Origin of the sequence: Mesorhizobium sp. M1329 (assembly GCF_040318035.1) — a bacterium.
Classification (GTDB): Bacteria; Pseudomonadota; Alphaproteobacteria; order Rhizobiales; family Rhizobiaceae; genus Mesorhizobium.
Genome location: NZ_JAMYLN010000018.1, coordinates 78841 through 99888 on the forward strand (window position 1 = coordinate 78841; position 21048 = coordinate 99888).

A 21048-nucleotide genomic window follows, 5' to 3' on the forward strand; every position below is an offset into this window, starting at 1 on the left:
AGCTTGGCGGACATCAAGGCAATATTGTTCGACAAGGACGGCACGCTCGTAGATTTCAACGCGACATGGCTGGGCATCGCCGATTTCATGGCGATGGATGCGGCCGAAGGCGATCGCTGGAAAGCAGACAGGCTGCTTGCGGCGGCGGGCTTCGACTTCGCCACCAAGCGCTTCAAGCCGGATTCGATTTTTGCCTCCGGCACCAACATGGACGTCGTCGAGCTGTGGTTTCCACGGCTGTCCGACGAGGACCAGATGCTGGCCGTCGCCCGCTTCAACGCCATCACTTCGGCGCAAGGATCGGCAATGGCGGTGGCGCTGCCGGGTGTGGTCGAGACGCTTGGCCTGCTTCACAGAAAATCCTACCGGCTTGGCGTCGCCACCAACGACTCGACCAGCGGCGCGGAAAAGACCTTGGTCACGCTGGGCGTCGCGCAGCTTTTCGACGCCGCCTATGGTTACGACGCGGTGGCCAATCCAAAACCGGCGCCGGATACGATCCTTGCCTTCTCGGATCTGACAGGGCTCAGGCCAGCGACGATCGCAATGGTCGGCGACAATCGCCACGATCTGGAGATGGCGCGCGCCGGCGGCTGTGGCCTGGCGATTGGCGTGCTGTCCGGCACCGGCACACGTGAATCGCTGTCGCAGATCGCCGACGTCATCCTGGATTCAGTTGCCGATCTGCCCGATTTTCTTTCCGCCCGAGTCAGCGAGACGGTCTAGACTCGCAGCTGGCTGGTCCGAACGAGAACACGCCGCTCGGTTTCATCGCCGCATTCCTGCCTTCGCCGACATCCGACACCTCGTATTCGGCCAGCAGGCGAAGCCGCGAGCGGGGCAGATAGGCGCGGCCCGGATCGCCGATCAGCACGGCGATGCCGGCCCCAAGGCAGCGGTCGAGGAAAGGAAGGACCCGGCCGGCAAGATCATGGGCGTAAAACAGGTCGCCGACCACCACGATGTCCACCGGTGGCGGCGGACCGCTGGTGATGTCCTCGCCGATCGTCGCGATCACAACGCCGTTCGCAGTCGCATTGAGGCCGAGCGCAACCACACCATTGCGATCGATCTCGGCCGCGACGACCGCGCTTGCCCCGGCTGTTGCCGCTGCGATGCCGACGAGACCCGAACCGGCGCCGAAGTCGAGCACGCGACGGCCGGCCACGGTCTCCGGCCGGTCGAGTATGTAGCGGGCGAGCACCGCGCCGCCGGCCCAGACATAGGCCCAGTACGGTGGCTCCGGTTCAGGGCCGTCTTCTTCGGTCGCGTGTTGGTTCCACTCGACAAGCCGCCTGAGCCCGCTTCCCGGATGGGCGGTGTAAAGCCGAATTTCGGGAATCGCAGGCACTGCCGCGATCCGCATGTTCGCCCGGATGAACTCTGCCGGGTCCGGACGCGCACCTGTATCCATGGCGTGGGCGTCGGCGATGCAATGACTCAAGCTGCGCCTAGCCCCGCAACGCCCGGCGCAGGATCTTGCCGACCGGTGTCTTCGGCAGTTCGGTGCGGAACTCGATATATCTGGGGCGTTTGTAGCCGGTCAGGTTCTCGCGGCAATAAGCCGTCAGCATCTCGGCGGTCAGTGCCGGGTCCTTTTTGACGACGAACAGCTTCGGCACTTCACCCGAATGCTCGTCCGGCACGCCGATCGCCGCCACTTCGAGTACGCCCGGATGCTGCGCCACCACCTCCTCGAGTTCGTTCGGATAGACGTTGAAGCCGGAAACAAGGATCATGTCCTTCTTGCGGTCGACGATCTTGGTGTAGCCGCGCTCGTCCATGAAGCCCATGTCGCCCGACTTGAAGAAGCCATCCTCGGTCATCACCTTGGCGGTCTCGTCTGGCCGGTTCCAGTAGCCGGCCATCACCTGCGGTCCGCGGATGCAGATTTCGCCGACTTCGCCGAGCGGCAAATTGTTGCCGTCGTCGTCGCGGATGGCGATCTCGGTCGAGGGCAGCGGCAGGCCGATCGTGCCGGTGTAAACGCCGTCGCTGAACTTGTTGATGGTTGCCCCCGGCGAGGTCTCGGTGAGCCCGTAGGCTTCGCTGATCGGGCAGCCGGTCAGCGCCTTCCAGCGTTCGGCGATGGCCCTCTGCACCGGCATGCCGCCACCCAGCGTCAGGATCAGCGGCTTGAAATCGAGCTTGCGGAAATCCTCATTGTTGAGCAGCGCATTGAACAGCGTGTTGAGGCCCGGAAAGATGTGGATTGGGTATTTCTGCAGCTCCTTGACGAAGCCGGGAATGTCGCGCGGATTGGGGATGAGGACATTCTGTGCGCCTTGCTGCATGCCTACCAGCACGTTCGCCGTTAGCGCAAAAATGTGATAGAGCGGCAGCGCGCAGAGGAAGTTCATATGCGCCGGCTTCGGTTTGACGGTAAAGGCGTCTTCGGCCCATAACGCGTTCTGCGCGACGTTTGCCAAAATGTTGCTGTGCAAAAGCATCGCGCCCTTGGAGATGCCGGTCGTGCCGCCCGTGTATTGCAGGAAGGCGATGTCGTCGGCCGCGACCTTTGCGGGCCTGAAGGCCAGGCCGGAGCCGGCCTTCAACGCAGCGTTGAACTTGATATGGCCGGGCAGCGACCATGCCGGCACCATCTTCTTGACGCGGCGTACAACGAAATTGACGATCGTTCCCTTGAGCCCGCCGAGCATGTCGCCCATCGAGGCGACCACGACATGCTTGACCGCGGTCCTGGCGATCACCGCCTGCAGGGTGCAGGCGAAATTTTCGAGGATGACAATGGCTTGAGCGCCGGAATCCTTGAGCTGGTGCTCCAGCTCGCGCGGCGTGTAGAGCGGATTGATGTTGACCACGACATAGCCGGCGCGAAGCACTGCCATAATCGCCACCGGGTATTGCAGCACATTCGGCATCATCAGCGCGACGCGCGCGCCCTTCTGCAGCCCCGTTGATTGCAGATAGGCGCCGAAGGCGGCCGACTGCCGCTCGAGGTCGGCATAGGTGATCGATTTGCCCATGCAGACGAAGGCCGGCCGATTCGCAAACTGCTTGCACACTGCGACGAGAAAGTCGCCGATCGAGCTGGAGGGCAGGGCGCCGATCTCGGCCGGCACGATCTTTGGATAACTCTTGAGCCACGGTTTTTCCGGCAGGCCGGCGGTCAGCGACGTGATCGCCTTCGGTAATCTCTTGGCCGGACCTGCCGGCGGTCGTGGCGCTATCGGCACTGCCTTCGCCGCCGGCTTGGCGGCAGACTTTGCTGCCGGCGCCGTTTTGCCGGTTGCCGGTTTAGCAGCCGTTCCAGCCGTGGTCTTCGCCGCCGGCTTCGCGCTTGCCTTCGCGGTAGCCGTCGGCTTGGCGGCGGCCGTTTTTGACTTGACCGCTTTCGATGCTGCCTCGGCCTTTGCTTTCGCCGCGTTGGTTGTCTTTGCCGGTTTTGCCACCTGTCGCTCCCTCAATCGTTCTTATTGTTTCGGCATGCTTGCGCGCCGCCGCCCCTGACCAACAAAGGTATCCCACGCTTGCCGCCATGGCCGGAACCTGGGAAATCCAGCACACTGTCCATCTATCTATGTATTGCCACACGCGGCGGCCGTGCAAGCCTCGCCACTTGGAGTGCGGTAAGACTTGCTGTCAAACCTCTTGGCCGCGACCGGTTTTCGGACGCGCATCTCTTGAGCCGAACGGCTCGATTCCCCCCCAATTGGCGGCATTACCGATCAACAAAAAATTGAAGTCGCTAATAATGTCGTGATCTGCGGATTCGGCTCGTTTTTTCCACAATTTGTCGCGTGCCGGAATTTTTTTCTGCTTCCCGTGGGTTAGGCAAACAAGCAGTTCCAAAGCTAGAAAAACGGTGCTTATATGCGGCCTTCGCGAGCCTGACAGAGGGGCTTGGAAGAACATCAGGGAGTGCTCAATGAAAAAGAAACTGACTTTTGCAGCCGCGTTGCTGGCTGCAAGCGTCCTCGGCGGCATGGCCAATGCAAAACAACTGGTCTATTGCTCGGAGGCTTCGCCGGCCGGCTTCGACCCGTCGCCATGGAGCGGCGGCAACGACTTCGATGCCTCGTCGCGCACCATCTATTCGCGCCTGGTCGAGTTCGAGCATGGCAAGACCACCATCTCGCCCGGCCTGGCCGAGAGCTGGACGGTTTCCGACGACGGTCTCGAATACACCTTCAAGCTTCGCCCGGGTGTGAAATTCCAGACGACCGATTATTTCACGCCGACGCGCGACCTCAACGCCGACGACGTGATCTTTTCCTTCGAACGCCAGTGGAAGAAAGAAAGCCCGTGGTACAGCTATCTGGAAGGCACCGGCTGGGAATATTTCACCGGCATGGGCTTCCCCGATCTCCTGAAGGAAATCGTCAAGGTCGACGACCTGACGGTGAAATTCGTGCTGAACAAGCCTGAAGTCGCGTTCCTGCCGGACCTCGGCATGGATTTCGCCTCGATCGTCTCCAAGGAATATGCCGACCAGCTCGACAAGGCCGGCACCAGGCAGCAGTTCACCCAGAAGCCGGTCGGCACTGGTCCGTTCCAGTTCGTCGACTATCAGGTCGATGCGGTCGTGCGCTATGCGGCGTGGGACGGCTACTATGGCGGCCGCCAGAAGATCGATGATCTGATCTTCGCCATCACGCCCGATCCGGCCGTGCGCGCGCAGAAGCTGAAGGCAGGCGAGTGCGATATCATGTCATACCCGGCGCCGGCCGACATTGCCGGGCTGCAGGGTGACGCGAACCTCAAGGTCGACGAGCAGGAAGGCCTGAACATAGGCTATCTCGCCTACAACACGACGCAGCCGCCTTTCGACAAGGTCGAGGTCCGCAAGGCCCTCAACATGGCGGTCAACAAGAAGGCGATTATCGACGCCGTCTATCAGGGCGCCGGCAAGGTTGCCGTCAATCCGATTCCGCCGACCATGTGGTCCTACAACAAGGACATCAAGGACGATCCCTATGATCCCGAGGCGGCCAAGAAGATGCTGGCCGATGCAGGCGTCAAGGATCTGTCGATGAAGATCTGGGCAATGCCGGTCAGCCGACCCTACAACCCGAACGCCCAGCGCGTGGCCGAGTTGATCCAGGCCGACTACGCTGCCGTCGGCGTCAAGGCGGAGATCGTCAGCTACGAATGGACCGAATACCGCCAACGCGGCAAGGCCAAGGATCGTGACGGCGCCTTTGAACTGGGCTGGACCGGTGACAATGGCGACCCGGACAATTTCCTGTTCCTGCTCGGTTGCGATGCTATCGGCCAGTCCAACTATGCGATCTGGTGCAACAAGGAGTTCGACGATCTGCTGAAGAAGGGCAAGGCGACGACCGACGTCGCCGAGCGCACCAAGATCTACGAGGAAGCTCAGGTGGTGTTCAAGCGTGAGGCTCCGTGGCTGACCATCGCCCACTCCAAGGTCTTCATGCCGATGAACAAGAAGGTGTCGGGCTTCGTTATGGACCCGCTCGGCATTCATCGGTTTGACGGCGTCGACGTCACCGAATAAGTCCTGAGAAATTGAACGGCGGCGCTGGACTTCCCGCGCCGCCGTTCTATGAAGCAAGATGCTCCGTTATCTCCTCCACAAGCTCGCTTTGATCATCCCGACCGTGTTCGGCATATCGCTGGCGGCGTTCGCCTTCGTCCGGCTTCTGCCTGGCGATCCCATCCTGGCCCTGGCCGGCGAGCGTGGCGTCAGCCCCGAACGCTACGCCCAGCTCATCGAGCAGTTTGGCTACAACCGGCCCTATGTCATCCAGTACCTGGAATATATCGGCAGGGTCCTCACAGGCGATTTCGGCATATCCATTGCCACCAAGCGGCCGGTGCTCGGCGAATTCCAGGCGCTGTTTCCAGCCACGCTGGAACTGGCGACGGTGGCGTTGATCATCGCCGTCCTGCTTGGCATCCCCGCCGGTATCTTCGCTGCGGTCAAGCGCGGCTCATGGTTCGACCAGGCGACGATGGGTGTCGCCCTGACCGGCTATTCGATGCCGATCTTCTGGTGGGGGTTGCTGCTCATTATCTTCTTCTCCGGCTATCTCGGCTGGACGCCGGTTTCCGGCCGCATCGGCCTGCAGTATTTCTTCAGGCCGACGACCGGGTTCATGCTCATCGACAGCCTGATCTCCGGCAGGAGCGGCGCTTTTAAATCTGCCGTCAGCCATTTGATCCTGCCGTCGATCGTGCTGGCGACGATCCCGCTCGCCGTCATAGCGCGCCAGACGCGCTCGGCGATGCTCGAGGTGCTGGGCGAGGACTATGTCCGCACCGCGCGCGCCAAGGGCCTGGCGCCGCGCCGCGTCATCGGTCTGCACGCTTTTCGCAACGCGCTGATCCCGGTGGTCACCACCATTGGCCTGCAGGTCGGCACATTGATGGCGGGCGCCATTCTGACCGAGACCATTTTTTCCTGGCCAGGCATCGGCAAATGGATGATCGACGCCATCGGCAAGCGCGACTATGTCGTCGTGCAGAGCGGATTGCTGATCATCGCGCTGATCGTCATGGCGGTGAACCTGATCGTCGACGTGCTCTACGCCGTCATCAACCCGCGCATCCGGGTGCAGTGAGATGACCGACGAATCCGCCGCCGAAGCTACCGCCGCCTCCATCCCGACAGGCGGCAGGCAACGGGCTTTCGCCGAGTTCTGGCATTACTTCTCGATGAACACCGGGGCCGTCATCGGCCTTGTCGTGTTTTCGGCGCTGGTGCTGGTGGCGATCTTTGCGCCGTTCGTCGCCCCGCATTCGCCCGACGAGCAGTTTCGCGATGCACTGCTGGCGCCTCCTGCCTGGCAGGAAGGCGGCAAATCGATGTTCCTGCTCGGCACCGATGCGGTCGGCCGTGACATGCTTTCGCGGCTGATCTTCGGGGCGCGTTTTTCGCTGTTCATAGGCCTGGTGGTCGTCGTCTTCTCACTCACCAGCGGCATCGTGCTTGGCGTGCTCGCCGGCTATTTCCGCGGCTGGGTCGACACGCTGATCATGCGCATCATGGATATCATCCTGGCCTTCCCGTCGCTGCTTCTGGCGCTGGTGCTGGTGGCGATCCTCGGCCCAGGCCTGTTCAACGCCATGCTGGCGATCGCGCTGGTGCTGCAGCCGCATTTCGCGCGCCTCACCCGCGCCGCCGTGATGGCAGAAAAGAACCGCGAATATGTGATCTCCGCCAAGGTGGCTGGTGCCGGTCATCTTCGCTTGATGGTGAGGACGATCCTGCCGAACTGCCTGGCACCGCTGATCGTGCAGGCCACGTTGTCCTTCTCCAACGCTATTCTCGAGGCTGCGGCGCTCGGCTTCCTCGGTGTCGGTGCGCAGCCGCCGACGCCGGAATGGGGCACGATGCTGGCCTCGGCGCGCGAGTTCATCCTGCGCGCGCCTTGGGTGGTGACCTTCCCCGGCCTTGCCATCCTGATCACTGTGCTTGCCATCAATCTGATCGGCGATGGCTTGCGCGATGCCTTCGATCCCAAGCTGAAGAGGTCATAATCCAATGCCTCTTCTCGAGATCAAGAACCTGACCGTTTCGTTCGACACCGCCGCCGGACCATTCATGGCGGTACAAGGCATCGACCTGTCGGTCGAACCGCGCGAGGTGCTGGCGATCGTCGGCGAATCCGGTTCGGGAAAATCGGTGGCGATGCTGGCGGTGATGGGGCTTTTGCCCAACACCGCGACAGTGAGGGCCGACAGCATGGCCTTCGACGGCATCGACCTGCTTAAGCTCGGCCCATCCGAGCGGCGCAAGATCGTCGGCAAGGACATTTCGATGATCTTCCAGGAGCCGGTCGCCAGCCTCAACCCGTGCTTTACCGTCGGCTTCCAGATTGAGGAGGTGCTGCGCTTCCACATGGGTATGGACCGCGCCCAGCGCCGGGCGCGCGCCATTGAACTGATGAAGCTCGTCGGCATCGCCGACCCCGAGGAACGGCTGGGCTCCTTCCCGCACCAGATGTCGGGTGGTCAGTGCCAGCGCGTCATGATCGCCATCGCCATCGCCTGCAATCCGAAGCTTTTGATCGCCGACGAGCCAACCACAGCGCTCGACGTCACCATCCAGAAGCAGATCCTCGATCTGCTGGTCGGCCTGCAGGCCAAATATGGCATGGGTCTGATCATGATCACCCACAATATGGGGGTGGTTGCCGAGACCGCCGACCGTGTCATCGTCCAGTACAAGGGCCGCAAGATGGAAGAGGCCGACGTGCTGTCGCTGTTCGAGTCCCCCAAGAGCAACTACACGCGCGCGCTCCTGTCGGCGCTGCCGGAAAACGCCGTCGGCGACCGGTTGCCTACTGTTTCCGACATGCTGTTCGAGCCGGCCCCATCTGTAGTCGCAGCGCGGTCCGCAGGAGGAACCGCCTCATGAGCGTGACGGTAGTCGAAGGCAAGAACATCGTGCGCGACTATCATGTCGGCGGCGGGCTTTTCCGCCCTTCCCGTACGGTTCATGCGGTCAAGGGTGTTTCGTTCAGCGTCAACAAGGGCAAGACGCTGGCCATCGTCGGCGAGAGCGGCTGCGGCAAGTCAACACTTGCCCGCATCATCACCCTGATCGATCCGGCGACCTCCGGCGAGCTTTTCATCGACGGCAAGAAGGTGGACATCGCAAGGGACGGCCTGTCGAAGGAAATGCGCCGCAAGGTGCAGATCGTCTTCCAGAACCCCTATGGTTCGCTCAATCCACGCCAGAAGATCGGCGACGTGCTTGGCGAGCCGCTGCTCATCAACACCGACAGCACGGCCGACGAGCGGCGCGATCTTGCCATGAAGATGCTGAAGAAGGTCGGTCTCGGCCCCGAGCACTATAATCGCTACCCGCATATGTTTTCGGGCGGCCAGCGCCAGCGGATCGCCATCGCCCGCGCGCTGATGCTCAACCCCAGCCTTCTGGTGCTGGACGAGCCGGTCTCGGCGCTTGACCTGTCGGTGCAGGCGCAGGTGCTGAACCTGCTTGCCGACCTGCAGGACGAGTTTCAGCTGACCTATGTTTTCATCAGCCACGACCTGTCGGTGGTGCGCTACATCGCCGACGACGTGATGGTGATGTATTTCGGCGAAGCGGTCGAATACGGCTCGCGCGACGAGGTCTTCGCCGACCCCAAGCACAGTTACACCAGGACGCTGTTTGCGGCGACGCCGCGTGCCGACGTCGCCAGCATCAAGGCCAGGTTGGCGAAGAAGAAGGCCGCCTGATCCGGCGAGGTTTGCCGGCTGGCTACCGCTTCTCGATACCCGGAATGCCGGAGGTCTGCTCGACGAGAAAGTCGACCAGTAGCCGCACCCGGGCAATGCCCGCACGCTCCGGAACGATCAGCATGCTCAGCGGGACGGGAGGCGGAAAATAGCCCGGCATGACCACCTCCAGCCGGCCGGCCGCCAGGAGATCGTCGACAAGCCAGTGGTGGGCGGGTGCGATACCGCGTCCGGCGACAAGGGCTTCCCGCGCGGCAAGCCCATGGTCCACACGAAATCGCCCGCCAAAGGGCACCGCAAAAGTCTCGCCGCCCGGCCCCTGCAGGACGAGCATGTCGCTTCCCGCGATGTTCGACATCCGGATGCCTTCATGGCCAGGCAGATCCTGCGGGACAGCCGGTCTGCCGCGCGCCGCCAGATAGGCCGGCGCCGCCACCAGCAGACGTCGGGACTGGCCGAGCGCCCGCAGTTTCATCGAGCTGTCGGTGAGCGGACCGAGACGAAGCGCGATGTCGACGCCCTCCCGCACAAGGTCGATGCGCTCGTCGGTTAGGCTGAGATCGATGCCGATGTCGGGATAGCTGTCTTGAAAGCCGAAGATCAGCCGGCTGACATGCAAGACCCCGAGCGCCGCCGTGCAGGATATCCGGATCGTGCCGGCCGACGCGCCGCGCGTGCCCCGCGCCTCATCGCCGGCCTGCTCAACGAGGCGCAGGATCTGGACGCTGTCGGCATAGTAACGGCTGCCTTCATCGGTCATCGTGACACGCCGGGTGGTCCTGCTGAGCAAGGGCACGCCGACGGCCTCCTCGAGTTCCCGCAAATGCCGTGTGATCGTCGACTGTCCAACTCCGAGCTCGCGCGCCACCGCCGAGAGGCTGCCGCGCTCGGCGACGCGAACGAAGGTGCGCATGCGCTCGAGAGTGACGTCCGATCTATCCATTATTCGGCATTATCTTATACATTTCCTACATATAGCGGATCAGCCAACGGCTGGCTACCTTTGGTGTCTATCGCCCTTCTTCGGAGTAGACCCATGAAAGTCCTGCTTGTTTTTGCTCATCCTGAACCGCGTTCGCTCAACGGCGCGTTGCGTGACGTCGCCATCAGGGAACTCGAGGCCCAGGGCCACGAGGTGCGGGTGTCTGACCTCTATGCCGATGGCTGGAAATCCGAGGTAGACCGTGCCGACTTTCCGTCGTGGCCGCCCGAAGCACGTTTCCTGCCGGCCGGCGCCTCCAAAAAGGCTTTCGCGACGAACACTCTGACCGATGACGTCAATGCCGAGATCGACAAGCTGCTATGGGCCGACACCCTGATCCTCCAGTTCCCGCTGTGGTGGTACGCCATGCCGGCGATCCTCAAGGGCTGGGTCGACCGGGTGTACGCCTACGGCTTCGCCTATGGCGTTGGCGAGCACAGCGACAAGCGGTGGGGCGACCGCTTTGGTGAGGGAACGCTCGCCGGCAAGCGCGCAATGCTGATCGTGACCACCGGCGGCTGGGAGGAGCATTATTCCGCCCGCGGCGTCAACGGCCCGATCGACGATCTGCTGTTCCCGATCAATCACGGGATTCTCTACTATCCGGGCTACGACGTGCTTCCGCCGTTCGTGGTCTACAGGGTGGACCGTTTCGGGGAGGCCGATTTCGAGCCTGTCGCGGAGCGACTGCGCGAGAGGATGCGGACGCTCGAGACAATCCGGCCCATTCCTTATCGGCAGCAGAATGGCGGCGATTACTTGATCCCAAGCATGCAATTGCGCCCTGGCCTGGAGAACCCGGGTGCGACCGCCTTCGCGCTCCACGAGAATCGCGCCGGCGCCGCCGGTCAGCCCGATCAGGACAGCCGGGCGATGATGGTGCGGAGCGCCTCGCCGAAGCGCCGGACTTCCTCGATCGTATTGTAATGCACCAGCGAGGCGCGCACCGCGCCGCTGTCCATGCTGAGATTGAGCCGCTTCATCAGGCGCGGCGCGTACATGTGGCCGTCGCGGATGCCGATCTGCATCTCGGCCATCTCCTCGACGATCCTCTGCGGCGACAGCGTGCCGATGTTGAAGCAGAAGGTCGGCACGCGCTCGCCGAGGCGTGCCTCTTCGGTCACGCCGTAGATCGTAGCGCCGCAATCTTTGAGCACCGCCAGCATTTCGCGCGCCAGCACCTGCTCGTAGTCGCGGATGGCATTCATGCCGGCGACGATGTTGTCGCGGCGCGACCGGTTATTGGCTGGAGCAAAATTGCGGCCGATCGATTCGAGGTAGCGCACCGCGGCATCCATGCCGGAGACGTTCTCGTAAATGAAGGTACCGGCCTCGATCTTGTAAGGCGGCTCGTCGGGGATGAAATCCTCGCGGAAGGTCGGCAAGCGCTTCAACGTTTCGAAGCGGCCCCACAGGAAGCCCATATGCGGCGAGAAATTCTTATAGCCGGAGCAGACCAGATAGTCGCAATCCCAAGCCTGCACATCGATCAACCCGTGCGGTCCGTAATGCACGCAGTCGAGGAACAATTCAGCGCCTGCCGCATGCGCAATCCCAGCCACGGAGGCAACGTCGACAATCGAGCCGATCGAATGCGCCGTCACCGTGCAGGCCACGAGCCGGGTGCGCTCGGAGACCAGCGGGCGCAAATCGTCGACATGCAGATTACCGTCCTCGCGCATCCGCCACCATTTGAACTTGGCGCCGGCCGGCGCCAGCGCCAGCCACGTCGCGATATTGGCGTCGTGGTCCATGTCGGTGATGACGATCTCATCACGCTCCTCGTTTGGTCGCTCGGAAAGCATCTGGCCGATGCCGAGGCTGACCAGGCGGATGAACGAAGTGGCGTTCATGCCGAAACAGATTTCCGCCGGGTTGGTGGCGTTGATCAGCAAGGCCACGCTTTCGCGTGCGCCGGCGACGGCTTGGTCGACGGTGACGCTGCGGCCATAGCGGCCGCCGCGCTGCACATTATGCGCGACCAAATGGTTGGTGACCGCATCGAGTACGCTTTGCGGGATCTGCGCGCCGGCGGCATTGTCCATGAAGACGAAGTCCCCGGCTTGCTGCAAGGCGGGAAACATGGCGCGGATCGTCTCGACCGGGAAAGCTGCGGCATCGCCGGTTTTCGAAATCTGATGCTGGTTCAAGGTCGTCTCCTGCGAAGTGCGCTGACAGATTCAGCGGGTCTTTTCGGTTTGGAAGCGGCGTTCAAGGAGGCTGACGAGACGGACCATCGGCCAGAGAAAGATGAGATAGACCAGCGCCGCGCCGATCAGCGGTGAGGGGTTGGCATAGAGCGACTGCGCGTTGGTCGCTTCCTTCAGCAGTTCGGGCAGCGCCACGGTGGATGCGAGCGAAGTATCCTTGAACATCGAAACGCAATTGCTGGTCATTGGCGGAATGACCACGCGGATCGCCTGCGGCAGCACTACCTTGCGCAAGGTCAGCAAGAACGGCAGTCCGAGCGCCTGCGCCGCCTCGAACTGGCCGCGCGGAATGCTCTCTATGCCGGAGCGGAACACCTCGGCCGAATAGGCCGCCATGATGATGGCGAACGCCATCACCGCGGAAGTCCACGATGACAGGCGAATACCGAGGAACGGCAGCGCATAGTAGATCAGGATCAGCGCGACCAGCACCGGCATCGCCCGGAAAATGTCGATGTAGCCGACAGCCAGCAGCCGAAGCGGCTTTGGCGCATAGAGCCGCACCAGGCTGATCGCGAGGCCGACGGGAATACCGATGCCGATGCTCATGATTCCAAGCAGCAGCGTGTTCAGGAAACCGCGCAGCAGCGCCGGCAGGCTGGAGACCATGACGTCGGCGTTGAAGAAGGTGTCCAGCAGCGACATCGCAGCATTTCCGAAACGTTTGGCGTCCCGCGACGCTCGAGCCCGAGCCCGAAATCCGAAATCGTGCCGGCACGAAAGCCGGCACGACATTTAAGCGCGAACTGACGTTCAGGCCTTCGGCATAGGTATTTCCTTGACGGTCGAGGAATCGGCCGGTGCATCGCTGCCGAACCACTTCTTGTGGATCGCGGCCAGCGTGCCGTCCTTCTTCATCGCGGTCAGCGCGTCGTTCAGCTTGCCGAGCAGCGGGTGGTCCTTGGTCATCATCAGGCCGTACTGCTCGCCGGTCTTGATGCGCTCTTTTACGGCGAGATCCTTCATCCTGGTGAAAGAATATTCCAGGCCCGGAATATCGCTGACCGCCGCATCGACGCGGCCGGAGCTGAGATCGAGCAGCAGATTCTGCTGGGTGTCGTAGCCTTTGACGTCACTGAACCCGTCCGCTTCCTGATGGGCCTTGACCCAGGCTTCGCCGGTCGAGCCGGACAGCACGCCGACGATCTTACCCTTGAGGTCGGCCTCGGCTTTGATTGGGCTGTCGGCCTTCGCGGCGATGCCCATGTCGGAATCGTAGTAGGGCTGCGTGAACGACTGCGACTTCAGCCGCTCCGGCGTGATGGTGATCGACGAGATGGCGACGTCGATGCGCTTCGAGGTGGTGGCGGCGAACAGCGCCTGGAAGCCGAGATCGGCGATATCAGTGGTCATGCCGATACGCTTTGCCGCCTCATTGATGATGTCGACTTCGAAACCCTCGAACGTGCCGCTCTCGTTCTTGTATTCAAAAGGCGGATTGGTCGGATAGGCGCCGACATTCAGCGTGCCTTCGGCATAGGCCGGGCCGCCGGCGATGCCGATTGCGGCAGCAAGAAGCAGCAGGTTGCGACGGGTGAAGTTCATTTTCGTTCCCTCTGGTTGTGATCGGACGGGTTTGGCCCCGCACGGCTTTGATACGCCAAGTGACCGGACTGCCGGAAAGCCCTCCCGGCACGGCAGTCGTAAGATCGGATGCTATCCAAAGTACCGCGCTTTTCAAGGCGAAAGTTTTAAGCTTAAAAAATTGCCGCGTGTTGCCGTCACTCCGGAATAACCGCCGTGGCCTGGATCTCAACCTTGGCGCGATCCTCGACAAGCGCCATCACCTGCATAGCGGCCATCGCCGGAAAATGCCGGCCGATCACCTCGCGATAGACCTCGCCGATCCCCTTGAGATTGGCCAGATATTCCGCCTTGTCGGTAAAGTACCAGGTCATCGAGGTGATATGCTCCGGCGTGGCGCCGGCCTCGGCGAGCACGGCGACAATATTGGCCAGCGTCTGCCGCACCTGGCCGACAAGATCATCGGTCTCGAAGCGGCCCTGTCCGTTCCAGCCGACCTGCCCGCCGACGAAGACAAGCTGTCCACGCGCGGCGACGCCATTGGCGTAGCCGACGGGTTTCGCCCAGCCTTCCGGCTGCAGGATGGTGTGCATGTCAAAACCTCCCAATGCTCAAATCCGGTCGCTTAAAACTCAAAGACAATCAATTCTTCCACACAACTCCGGTCTCAGGCCGCCCCCATCACCTGCCGTGCAATCACCACCTTCTGCACGTCGGACGCTCCCTCGTAGATGCGCAGCGCCCGGATCTCACGATACAGGCTTTCGACGATATGGCCCTTGCGGACGCCGTCGCCGCCATGCAGTTGCACAGCCTTGTCGATCACCTCTTGCGCTTTGTCGGTAGCGAACAGCTTGGCCATGGCGGCTTCGCGGGTAACCCGAGCCGCGCCCATGTCCTTGGTCCAGGCGGCACGATAGACCAGCAACGCGGCGGCATCGACATCCAGCGCCATGTCGGCGATGTGGCCCTGCACCATCTGCAGCTCCGCCATCGGCGCACCGAACAGCCTGCGCTCGGCCACTCTTGCGATGCTTTCGTCCAGCGCGCGCCGGGCAAAGCCGAGTGCCGCTGCGCCGACAGTCGAACGGAACACGTCGAGCACGGACATGGCGATGCGAAAACCGTCACCGGGTTTGCCGATCAGCGCCGAGGCTGGAATGCGTGCATTGTCGAAGGACAGCCGGGCGAGCGGGTGCGGCGCAATCACCTCCAGCCGCTCGGCAACGATCAGCCCTTCGGTTTCGGAAGGCACGACAAAGGCGGAAAGCCCCTTGGCGCCGGGCGCCTCGCCGGTACGGGCAAAGACAACATAAAAGTCAGCGATACCGCCGTTGGAGATCCAGGTCTTTTCGCCGGATAGGAGATAGCTGTCGCCGTCGCGCGTGGCCGTCATTTCCATATTGGCGACGTCCGATCCCGAGCGCGGCTCCGAAAGCGCGAAAGCCGAAATTGCCTTGCCGGCCCGTGTCTTAGCCAGCCAATGCTGCTGCTCGAGCGAGCCGAACAGGCTGAGCGCACCAGTGCCGAGCCCTTGCATGGCGAAGGCGAAATCGGCCAGCCCGTCATGCCGGGCCAGCGTCTCGCGCGTGAGGCAGAGCGTACGCACGTCGAGCGGTGAGGGGTTGTCGGTGTCGAGCGCGGTTGGTTTCAGCCAGCCGTCCCGGCCGAGCTTCGCCACCAGCTCACGGCAGGCGGCATCAACGTCGTGGTGATCGACCGGCAGGTTCTTCGCGCACCACACCTCCAGCTTTTCAGCAAGCGCGCTGTGGCGATCCTCGAAGAAGGGCCAAGAAAGGAAGGAACGGTCAGGCATGGATGCCTCCGCCGTGTTTAAGGCGTTGCGCTCTACGGCGCCCCCCTCTGTCCTGCCGGACATCTCCCCCACGAGGGGGGAGATTGGCTGTCGCGGGCGCTTTCGCCAATTTCCAGCGTTGCAAGAAGAGGCGAGGCAATGGAACTGCCAATCTCCCCCCTCGTGGGGGAGATGTCCGGCAGGACAGAGGGGGGCGCCGTCCCGCCAGCGTATCCATTGAAACAACCATCCTAGTTCCCCTCGAACACCGGTTTTTCCTTGGCGACGAAAGCCGTGTACGCCCGCTCGAAATCGCGGGTCTGCATGCAGATCGCCTGCGCCTGCGCTTCCGCTTCGATAGCCTGGTCAAGCCCCATCGACCATTCCTGATTCAGCTGCGTCTTGGTCATGCCATGGGCGAAGGTCGGGCCGGAAACGATGCGCGCGGCCATGTCGAGCGCGTCGGCCTCGAGCTTTGCGGCATCGACCAGCCGGTTGTAGAAGCCCCAGCGCTCGCCTTCCTCGGCGCTCATCGTGCGGCCGGTATAGAGCAGCTCGGCGGCGCGGCCCTGGCCAATGATGCGCGGCAGGATCGCGCAGGCGCCCATGTCGCAGCCGGCAAGGCCGACGCGGGTGAACAGGAAAGCCGTTTTGGCCTGTGGCGTGGCGATGCGGATATCGGAGACCATGGCGATGATCGCGCCGGCGCCGACCGCCACGCCGTCGACCGCCGCAATAATCGGCTTGCCGCAATTCAGCATCGCCTTGACGAAATCGCCGGTCATGCGGGTGAAGGCGAGCAGCGCCTTCATGTCCATCTTGACCAGTGGACCGATGATGTCGTGGACATCGCCGCCCGAGCAGAAATTGCCGCCATTGGGCAGGAACACCACCGCATCGACGTCGTCGGCATAGACGAGATCGCGAAAAGCGTCGCGCAATTCGGCATAGCTGTCGAACGTCAACGGGTTCTTGCGTTCGGGCCGGTCGAGCCGGATCTTTGCGATCTTGCCTTCGACCTGCCAGAGGAAATGCTTCGGCTTGCGGCCCGCCATCTTCGTCATTCCCGTCCCTCCCAATTGCTGCGGAAGGAGGTCAGCATGCCGGTCAACCGGCGCGCCTCGTTCTCGCTCACATTGCCCAGCAACTCGCCGACCCATTTTTCATGCGCGGCGGCGATCACGGCGAACGTCTTCGACCCTTCTTCGGTCAGCCGCACCATCGAAGTGCGGCGGTCGCCATTGCGTCGGGCCCGCATCACCAACCCTTCCGAGACCAGGCGGTCGATGATGCCGGTGACATTGCCGTTGGACACCAGCAGGAAGCGCGACAGGTCGCTCATCAGCATGCCTTCCGGCGCCCTGTAGAGCGCGGCCATCACGTCGAAGCGTGGCAGCGTCGTGTTGAACTCTTGCCGCAGGCGTTCGCGCAGCTCGGCCTCGATGGTGCGCGAGGCGCGCAGCAGGCGTATCCACAGCCGCAGGCGGTCCTTGCCGGGTCCGGACGGGGCGGGCAGGGGACCGGCTACCATGTCTCACCTCCGGAGATCGAAATCGTCTGCCCGGTAATCGACCGGGCGGCGTCGCCACACAGATAAAGTACGGCGGCCGCAATTTCTTCCGGCTGGATGAAGCGGCCTTGCGGGTTGCTCGCGGCAAGGCTTGTCCGTGCCTGCTCCGACGAGCGGCCGGTCGTTTCGACGATACGCTGGACGGCGCTCTCCAGCATCTCGGTTTCGACAAACCCTGGGCACACGGCATTCACTGTTATGCCGGACTTGGCGGTCTCGACGGCGAGTGCCCGCATCAGGCCGACGACGCCATGCTTGGCGGCAACATAAGCTGCGACATAGGGATAGCCTTTCAGTCCGGCGGTGGAAGCGACGAAGATGATACGGCCAGTCTTGCGCACTGCCATGCCGGCCAATGCCGGCTTCACGGTCAGGAACGCACCGGTCAAGTTGACGTCGAGCGTGCGCTGCCAGTCTGCCAGCGAGGTCCGTTGCGCCGGGGCGCTGCCGGACATGCCGGCATTGGCAACGACGATGTCGAACGGTCCGCGTGCCGCTTCCGCGGCCTCGTAGAGCGACGCCATCGATGCCTCGTCGGTGACGTCGGCGGCATTGGCGAAGATGCGCTTGTTCTCGGCGGCGACCTCGGCAAGCGGCTCCACGCGCCGGCCGCAGATGGTCACGTCGATGCCGGCGCCGGCCAGCGCCAGCGCGATTGCGCGGCCGACGCCGGAGCCGCCGCCGGTGACCAGCGCATGCCGCCCGGAAATCGTCGCGGCGGCACTCATACTTTCAACCGCGCTGCCGCTTCGCGTTCGGCCAGCCGGTAGAGCTGGTCGCGGCCGGGCAGATAGGGATCCGGCCATTTGACGCCGCGATCGCCAAGCGTGACGGCCGCATGCAGCGTCCAGTAGGGATCGGCAAGATGCGGCCTAGCCAGTGCGACGAGATCGGCACGGCCCGCCATCAGGATCGAGTTGACGTGGTCCGGCTCATAGATATTGCCGACCGCCATCGTCGCCATGCCGACCTCGTTGCGGATGCGGTCGGAAAACGGCGTCTGGAACATGCGGCCATAGACCGGTCTTGCCACGGCCGAAGTCTGGCCGGCAGATACGTCGCAGATATCTACGCCGGCCTCATGCAGCAGCCGCGCGATCTCTACGGCATCGGCCGGCGTCACGCCCTCGATGCCCAGCCAGTCATTGGCGGAGATGCGCATCGAGATCGGCTTCTCGGCCGGCCACGCGGCGCGCACCGCGTGAAAGATTTCCAAGGGATAGCGCATGAGGTTTTCCAGCGAGCCGCCATAGGCATCGGTGCGCCGGTTGGTCAGGGGCGTGATGAAGGAGGACAGGAGATAGCCGTGCGCGGCGTGGATTTCGAGCATGTCGAAGCCGCAGCGCGCCGCCATCTCGGCCGAGCCGACAAACTGGTCGCGCACCATATCCATGTCGGCGCGGTTCATCGCCCTCGGCACCTGGTTTTCCGGCGACCACGGCACGGAAGACGCTGCCATAACCGGCCAATTGCCTGAGGGCAGCGGCACGTCGGTTCCTTGCCAGCCGAGCATGGTCGACCCCTTGGCACCGGAATGGCCGATCTGGGCGCAGATCTTGGCCTCGGTTTCGCCATGGACGAACTCGACCAGCCGCTTCCAGGCGACCTCATGCTCGGGCGCATAGAAACCGGGGCAGCCAGGCGTGATGCGGCCCTCCGGGCTGACGCAGGTCATCTCGATGTAGAGGAGGCCGGCGCCGCCCTTGGCCCGTTCGGCATAATGGGCGAAATGCCAGTCGGTCGGACAGCCGTCGACCGCCTTGTACTGTGCCATCGGCGAGACGACGACACGGTTCTGCAGCGCCATGTCGCGCAGCCGGAACGGCGCAAACATTGGCGCGCGACGCAGATTATTGCCCCCGGCGCCGGCCTGGCGCTGGAACCATTCCTCGGCGCCGGCCAGCCACTCGGCATCGCGCAGCCGCAAATTCTCGTGACTGATGCGCTGCGAGCGTGTCAAAAGCGAATAGTTGAACTGCACCGGATCGAGGCCGAGATAGCGCTCGACCTCCTCAAACCATTCGAGCGAATTGCGCGCCGCCGACTGCAGCTTCAGCACTTCGGTGCGCCGCGCATCCTCATATTTGTTAAAGGCGGCCTCGAGGTCCGGTTCGGACTCGACATAGTCGGCCAGCGCCACCGCGCTTTCCAGCGCCAGCTTGGTGCCGGAACCGATCGAGAAATGCGCGCTCGCCGCCGCGTCGCCCATCAGCGCCAGGTTCTTGTAGGACCAGCGTTCGCACAAGACCCGTGGGAAATTGATCCACGCCGAGCCGCGGATATGATTGGCGTTGGTCATCAGCGCGTGGCCGCCGAGATGGCGGGCAAAGATGCGCTCGCAGACGGCAATCGATTCCTGCTGCGACATCGCGCCGAAGCCGAAGCGCTGCCAGGTCTGCTCGCTGCATTCGACGATGAAGGTCGCGGTATCGCTATCGAACTGGTAGGCATGCGCCCACACCCAGCCATGCTCGGTTTTCTCGAAGATGAAGGTGAAGGCGTCGTCGAATTTCTGGTGGGTGCCGAGCCAGACGAACTTGCATTTGCGGACATCGATATCGGGCTTGAACACGTCGACGAAGGTGCCCCGCGCTTTCGAGTTCAGCCCGTCGGCGGCGACGACCAGGTCGTGCGTCTCCATATACGGATTGGGATCGGCGATGTCGGTTTCGAAGACCAGCTTGACGCCGAGTTCGCGCGCCCGCCGCTGCAGCAGCGTGAGCAGCCGTTTGCGGCCGATGCCGCAAAAGCCGTGGCCGGTCGAGACCGTGCGCACGCCGTCATGGATGACGGCAATGTCGTCCCAATAGGCGAAGTGCTTGCGGATCCAGACGGCGCTGACCGGGTCGTTCTTGGTCAGGTTCTCCAGCGTTTCGGCCGACAGCACGACGCCCCAGCCGAACGTATCATCGGCACGGTTGCGCTCGAACACCGTCACTTCATGCGAGGCATCCCTGAGCTTCAGCGAGATGGCAAAGTAGAGCCCGGCTGGTCCGCCGCCGAGAACCGCAACTTTCATCGTGCGATCTCCTCTTCGCTTCTGTCCGTCGAGTTTACGCCTGAGGCGGATTAATTCAAGCTTGAAGTTTCAGGATTGAAACAATCCGCCTCGGAAACCCAGCTTGCCGGCAGTCGGCTTGCGCAGGCCAGGGACTCCCGGGCTATTTTTCCGGGTTCTTCGGGCTCCACAGCACCGTCTCCGCATCTTTTTCATAGGCCATGCCATTGGGATAGCTGATCGCTTCCAACTGCAAGCCCCAAGGCGCCTGGAAGTAGAGGATGGTCTGGCCGGCTGCCGGGCCTTCGGTAACCGGCAGCGGCCCCATCCGCGTCTTGACGCTTTTGCCGTCAAGATAGGCTTTTGCGGCGGCGATGTCGTCGACATAGAAGGCGATATGGAAGCCGCCTATGTCGCTGTTGCGAGGCGTCAGGTCCTTCTGGTCCGGCGCGGTGTATTTGAACAGCTCGATGTTCGACCCGTGTCCGCAGCGGACCAGGGTGATCTCCTCGACCACCGCCTTGGGATCGACGCCCAGCAGATCCTGCATGAACGTGCCTTTGTCGTCGGCGAACGGGCCGAACGACATCGCCTTCTTGCAGCCAACCACTTCGGTGAAGAACTCGACTGCCTGCTGCATGTCGGGGACGGTGACCCCGGTGTGGTCGTGGCCACGCATGCCGGGTATCGAATCAGCCGAGGCTGCTCCCATCGAGCCGAGCAGAGCGGCCGCAAGCATCGTGTTTCTGATTGCGTATTTCATTCCAGTTCTCCTCCGTTTCGCGAGCTGACTTG

Annotated in this window: 21 protein-coding genes; 7 read left to right on the forward strand and 14 right to left on the reverse strand. The window is 62.8% G+C overall.

All coding sequences use genetic code 11. The features are described from left to right. Positions 1 to 3 precede the first annotated feature (3 nt). Entirely contained in the window at positions 4 to 726 is a 723-nt protein-coding gene (locus tag NKH21_RS19170; RefSeq protein ID WP_352866886.1) for an HAD family hydrolase, read from the forward strand. Here the strand turns inward: NKH21_RS19170 and NKH21_RS19175 are convergent. From NKH21_RS19175 to NKH21_RS19185, 3 genes are all read right to left on the reverse strand, one after another. Then, positions 710 to 1414 carry a class I SAM-dependent methyltransferase gene (locus tag NKH21_RS19175; protein ID WP_352866952.1) on the reverse strand — a complete coding sequence of 235 codons (705 nt, stop codon included), beginning with the start codon at positions 1412 to 1414 and terminating at the stop codon, positions 710 to 712. The two genes, NKH21_RS19170 and NKH21_RS19175, sit on opposite strands and share 17 nt — an antisense overlap. A gap of 37 nt (positions 1415 to 1451) precedes the next feature. After that, positions 1452 to 3413 carry a long-chain fatty acid--CoA ligase gene (locus NKH21_RS19180; protein WP_352866889.1) on the reverse strand — a complete coding sequence of 654 codons (1962 nt, stop codon included), beginning with the start codon at positions 3411 to 3413 and terminating at the stop codon, positions 1452 to 1454. Positions 3414 to 3603: 190 nt separating this feature from the next. Further along, positions 3604 to 3876 carry a hypothetical protein gene (locus NKH21_RS19185; RefSeq protein WP_352866891.1) on the reverse strand — a complete coding sequence of 91 codons (273 nt, stop codon included), beginning with the start codon at positions 3874 to 3876 and terminating at the stop codon, positions 3604 to 3606. A gap of 13 nt (positions 3877 to 3889) precedes the next feature. Between NKH21_RS19185 and NKH21_RS19190 the strand changes: the two genes are divergently transcribed. The 5 genes from NKH21_RS19190 to NKH21_RS19210 are packed head-to-tail and all read left to right on the forward strand — an operon-like array spanning position 3890 to position 9174. Next, a complete protein-coding gene (locus NKH21_RS19190; protein WP_352665360.1) occupies positions 3890 to 5482 on the forward strand; it encodes an ABC transporter substrate-binding protein in 1593 nt (530 codons plus the stop codon). Positions 5483 to 5540: 58 nt separating this feature from the next. Continuing rightward, the gene (locus NKH21_RS19195) at positions 5541 to 6548 is read left to right on the forward strand and encodes an ABC transporter permease subunit (RefSeq protein ID WP_023676822.1); all 1008 of its coding nucleotides are present in this window, start codon (positions 5541 to 5543) and stop codon (positions 6546 to 6548) included. Position 6549: 1 nt separating this feature from the next. Beyond that, positions 6550 to 7467 carry an ABC transporter permease subunit gene (locus tag NKH21_RS19200; protein WP_023676823.1) on the forward strand — a complete coding sequence of 306 codons (918 nt, stop codon included), beginning with the start codon at positions 6550 to 6552 and terminating at the stop codon, positions 7465 to 7467. 4 nt (positions 7468 to 7471) lie between these two features. Further along, positions 7472 to 8347, forward strand: a complete 876-nt coding sequence (locus tag NKH21_RS19205; RefSeq protein ID WP_352665358.1) for an ABC transporter ATP-binding protein — start codon at positions 7472 to 7474, stop codon at positions 8345 to 8347. After that, positions 8344 to 9174, forward strand: coding sequence for a dipeptide ABC transporter ATP-binding protein (locus NKH21_RS19210; protein WP_352565201.1), 831 nt, complete (start codon positions 8344 to 8346; stop codon positions 9172 to 9174). Before NKH21_RS19205 ends, NKH21_RS19210 begins: the two co-directional genes overlap by 4 nt. 22 nt (positions 9175 to 9196) lie before the next feature. Here the strand turns inward: NKH21_RS19210 and NKH21_RS19215 are convergent, their stop codons facing one another. Beyond that, positions 9197 to 10117 (reverse strand): LysR family transcriptional regulator, encoded by a 921-nt coding sequence (locus tag NKH21_RS19215; protein ID WP_352866896.1) that lies wholly within the window; start codon positions 10115 to 10117, stop codon positions 9197 to 9199. Between the two features lie 93 nt (positions 10118 to 10210). Between NKH21_RS19215 and NKH21_RS19220 the strand changes: the two genes are divergently transcribed. Beyond that, on the forward strand, positions 10211 to 11083 hold the full coding sequence (locus tag NKH21_RS19220) for an NAD(P)H-dependent oxidoreductase (RefSeq protein ID WP_352866898.1): 873 nt from the start codon (positions 10211 to 10213) through the stop codon (positions 11081 to 11083). Here the strand turns inward: NKH21_RS19220 and NKH21_RS19225 are convergent. The 10 genes from NKH21_RS19225 to NKH21_RS19270 all read right to left on the reverse strand — a co-directional run bounded on the left by NKH21_RS19225 (position 11014) and on the right by NKH21_RS19270 (position 21016). Further along, positions 11014 to 12306 (reverse strand): cysteine desulfurase-like protein, encoded by a 1293-nt coding sequence (locus NKH21_RS19225; protein ID WP_352866901.1) that lies wholly within the window; start codon positions 12304 to 12306, stop codon positions 11014 to 11016. The genes NKH21_RS19220 and NKH21_RS19225 overlap by 70 nt on opposite strands. Before the next feature lie 30 nt (positions 12307 to 12336). Next, the gene (locus NKH21_RS19230) at positions 12337 to 13011 is read right to left on the reverse strand and encodes an amino acid ABC transporter permease (protein ID WP_352866904.1); all 675 of its coding nucleotides are present in this window, start codon (positions 13009 to 13011) and stop codon (positions 12337 to 12339) included. Between the two features lie 108 nt (positions 13012 to 13119). Then, on the reverse strand, positions 13120 to 13911 hold the full coding sequence (locus tag NKH21_RS19235; protein WP_352448543.1) for an ABC transporter substrate-binding protein: 792 nt from the start codon (positions 13909 to 13911) through the stop codon (positions 13120 to 13122). A gap of 176 nt (positions 13912 to 14087) precedes the next feature. Continuing rightward, entirely contained in the window at positions 14088 to 14483 is a 396-nt protein-coding gene (locus NKH21_RS19240; RefSeq protein WP_352665353.1) for a RidA family protein, read from the reverse strand. 74 nt (positions 14484 to 14557) lie between these two features. Next, positions 14558 to 15706 carry an acyl-CoA dehydrogenase family protein gene (locus NKH21_RS19245; protein ID WP_352866907.1) on the reverse strand — a complete coding sequence of 383 codons (1149 nt, stop codon included), beginning with the start codon at positions 15704 to 15706 and terminating at the stop codon, positions 14558 to 14560. A 230-nt stretch (positions 15707 to 15936) separates the two neighbouring features. Further along, a complete protein-coding gene (locus NKH21_RS19250) occupies positions 15937 to 16749 on the reverse strand; it encodes an enoyl-CoA hydratase family protein (RefSeq protein WP_352866910.1) in 813 nt (270 codons plus the stop codon). After that, a complete protein-coding gene (locus tag NKH21_RS19255; protein ID WP_352866912.1) occupies positions 16746 to 17216 on the reverse strand; it encodes a MarR family winged helix-turn-helix transcriptional regulator in 471 nt (156 codons plus the stop codon). The genes NKH21_RS19250 and NKH21_RS19255 overlap by 4 nt, the downstream gene beginning before the upstream one ends. Beyond that, entirely contained in the window at positions 17210 to 17983 is a 774-nt protein-coding gene (locus tag NKH21_RS19260; protein ID WP_352866914.1) for an SDR family NAD(P)-dependent oxidoreductase, read from the reverse strand. Before NKH21_RS19260 ends, NKH21_RS19255 begins: the two co-directional genes overlap by 7 nt. Beyond that, positions 17980 to 20274: a bifunctional salicylyl-CoA 5-hydroxylase/oxidoreductase gene (locus NKH21_RS19265; RefSeq protein ID WP_352866916.1), complete on the reverse strand. Its 2295-nt coding sequence runs from the start codon at positions 20272 to 20274 to the stop codon at positions 17980 to 17982. The genes NKH21_RS19260 and NKH21_RS19265 overlap by 4 nt, the downstream gene beginning before the upstream one ends. Positions 20275 to 20416: 142 nt before the next feature. Next, positions 20417 to 21016: a VOC family protein gene (locus tag NKH21_RS19270; protein ID WP_352866919.1), complete on the reverse strand. Its 600-nt coding sequence runs from the start codon at positions 21014 to 21016 to the stop codon at positions 20417 to 20419. Positions 21017 to 21048: the final 32 nt, after the last annotated feature.

Bases quoted from the DNA above. Each gene is read 5' to 3' on its own strand.
- NKH21_RS19175 (WP_352866952.1), bottom strand. From the start codon at position 1,414: ATGGATACAGGTGCGCGTCCGGACCCGGCAGAGTTCATCCGGGCGAAC.
- NKH21_RS19185 (WP_352866891.1), bottom strand. From the start codon at position 3,876: ATGTTCTTCCAAGCCCCTCTGTCAGGCTCGCGAAGGCCGCATATAAGC.
- NKH21_RS19190 (WP_352665360.1), top strand. From the start codon at position 3,890: ATGAAAAAGAAACTGACTTTTGCAGCCGCGTTGCTGGCTGCAAGCGTC.
- NKH21_RS19195 (WP_023676822.1), top strand. From the start codon at position 5,541: ATGCTCCGTTATCTCCTCCACAAGCTCGCTTTGATCATCCCGACCGTG.
- NKH21_RS19200 (WP_023676823.1), top strand. From the start codon at position 6,550: ATGACCGACGAATCCGCCGCCGAAGCTACCGCCGCCTCCATCCCGACA.
- NKH21_RS19205 (WP_352665358.1), top strand. From the start codon at position 7,472: ATGCCTCTTCTCGAGATCAAGAACCTGACCGTTTCGTTCGACACCGCC.
- NKH21_RS19210 (WP_352565201.1), top strand. From the start codon at position 8,344: ATGAGCGTGACGGTAGTCGAAGGCAAGAACATCGTGCGCGACTATCAT.
- NKH21_RS19215 (WP_352866896.1), bottom strand. From the start codon at position 10,117: ATGGATAGATCGGACGTCACTCTCGAGCGCATGCGCACCTTCGTTCGC.
- NKH21_RS19220 (WP_352866898.1), top strand. From the start codon at position 10,211: ATGAAAGTCCTGCTTGTTTTTGCTCATCCTGAACCGCGTTCGCTCAAC.
- NKH21_RS19230 (WP_352866904.1), bottom strand. From the start codon at position 13,011: ATGTCGCTGCTGGACACCTTCTTCAACGCCGACGTCATGGTCTCCAGC.
- NKH21_RS19235 (WP_352448543.1), bottom strand. From the start codon at position 13,911: ATGAACTTCACCCGTCGCAACCTGCTGCTTCTTGCTGCCGCAATCGGC.
- NKH21_RS19240 (WP_352665353.1), bottom strand. From the start codon at position 14,483: ATGCACACCATCCTGCAGCCGGAAGGCTGGGCGAAACCCGTCGGCTAC.
- NKH21_RS19245 (WP_352866907.1), bottom strand. From the start codon at position 15,706: ATGCCTGACCGTTCCTTCCTTTCTTGGCCCTTCTTCGAGGATCGCCAC.
- NKH21_RS19250 (WP_352866910.1), bottom strand. From the start codon at position 16,749: ATGACGAAGATGGCGGGCCGCAAGCCGAAGCATTTCCTCTGGCAGGTC.
- NKH21_RS19255 (WP_352866912.1), bottom strand. From the start codon at position 17,216: ATGGTAGCCGGTCCCCTGCCCGCCCCGTCCGGACCCGGCAAGGACCGC.
- NKH21_RS19260 (WP_352866914.1), bottom strand. From the start codon at position 17,983: ATGAGTGCCGCCGCGACGATTTCCGGGCGGCATGCGCTGGTCACCGGC.
- NKH21_RS19265 (WP_352866916.1), bottom strand. From the start codon at position 20,274: ATGAAAGTTGCGGTTCTCGGCGGCGGACCAGCCGGGCTCTACTTTGCC.
- NKH21_RS19270 (WP_352866919.1), bottom strand. From the start codon at position 21,016: ATGAAATACGCAATCAGAAACACGATGCTTGCGGCCGCTCTGCTCGGC.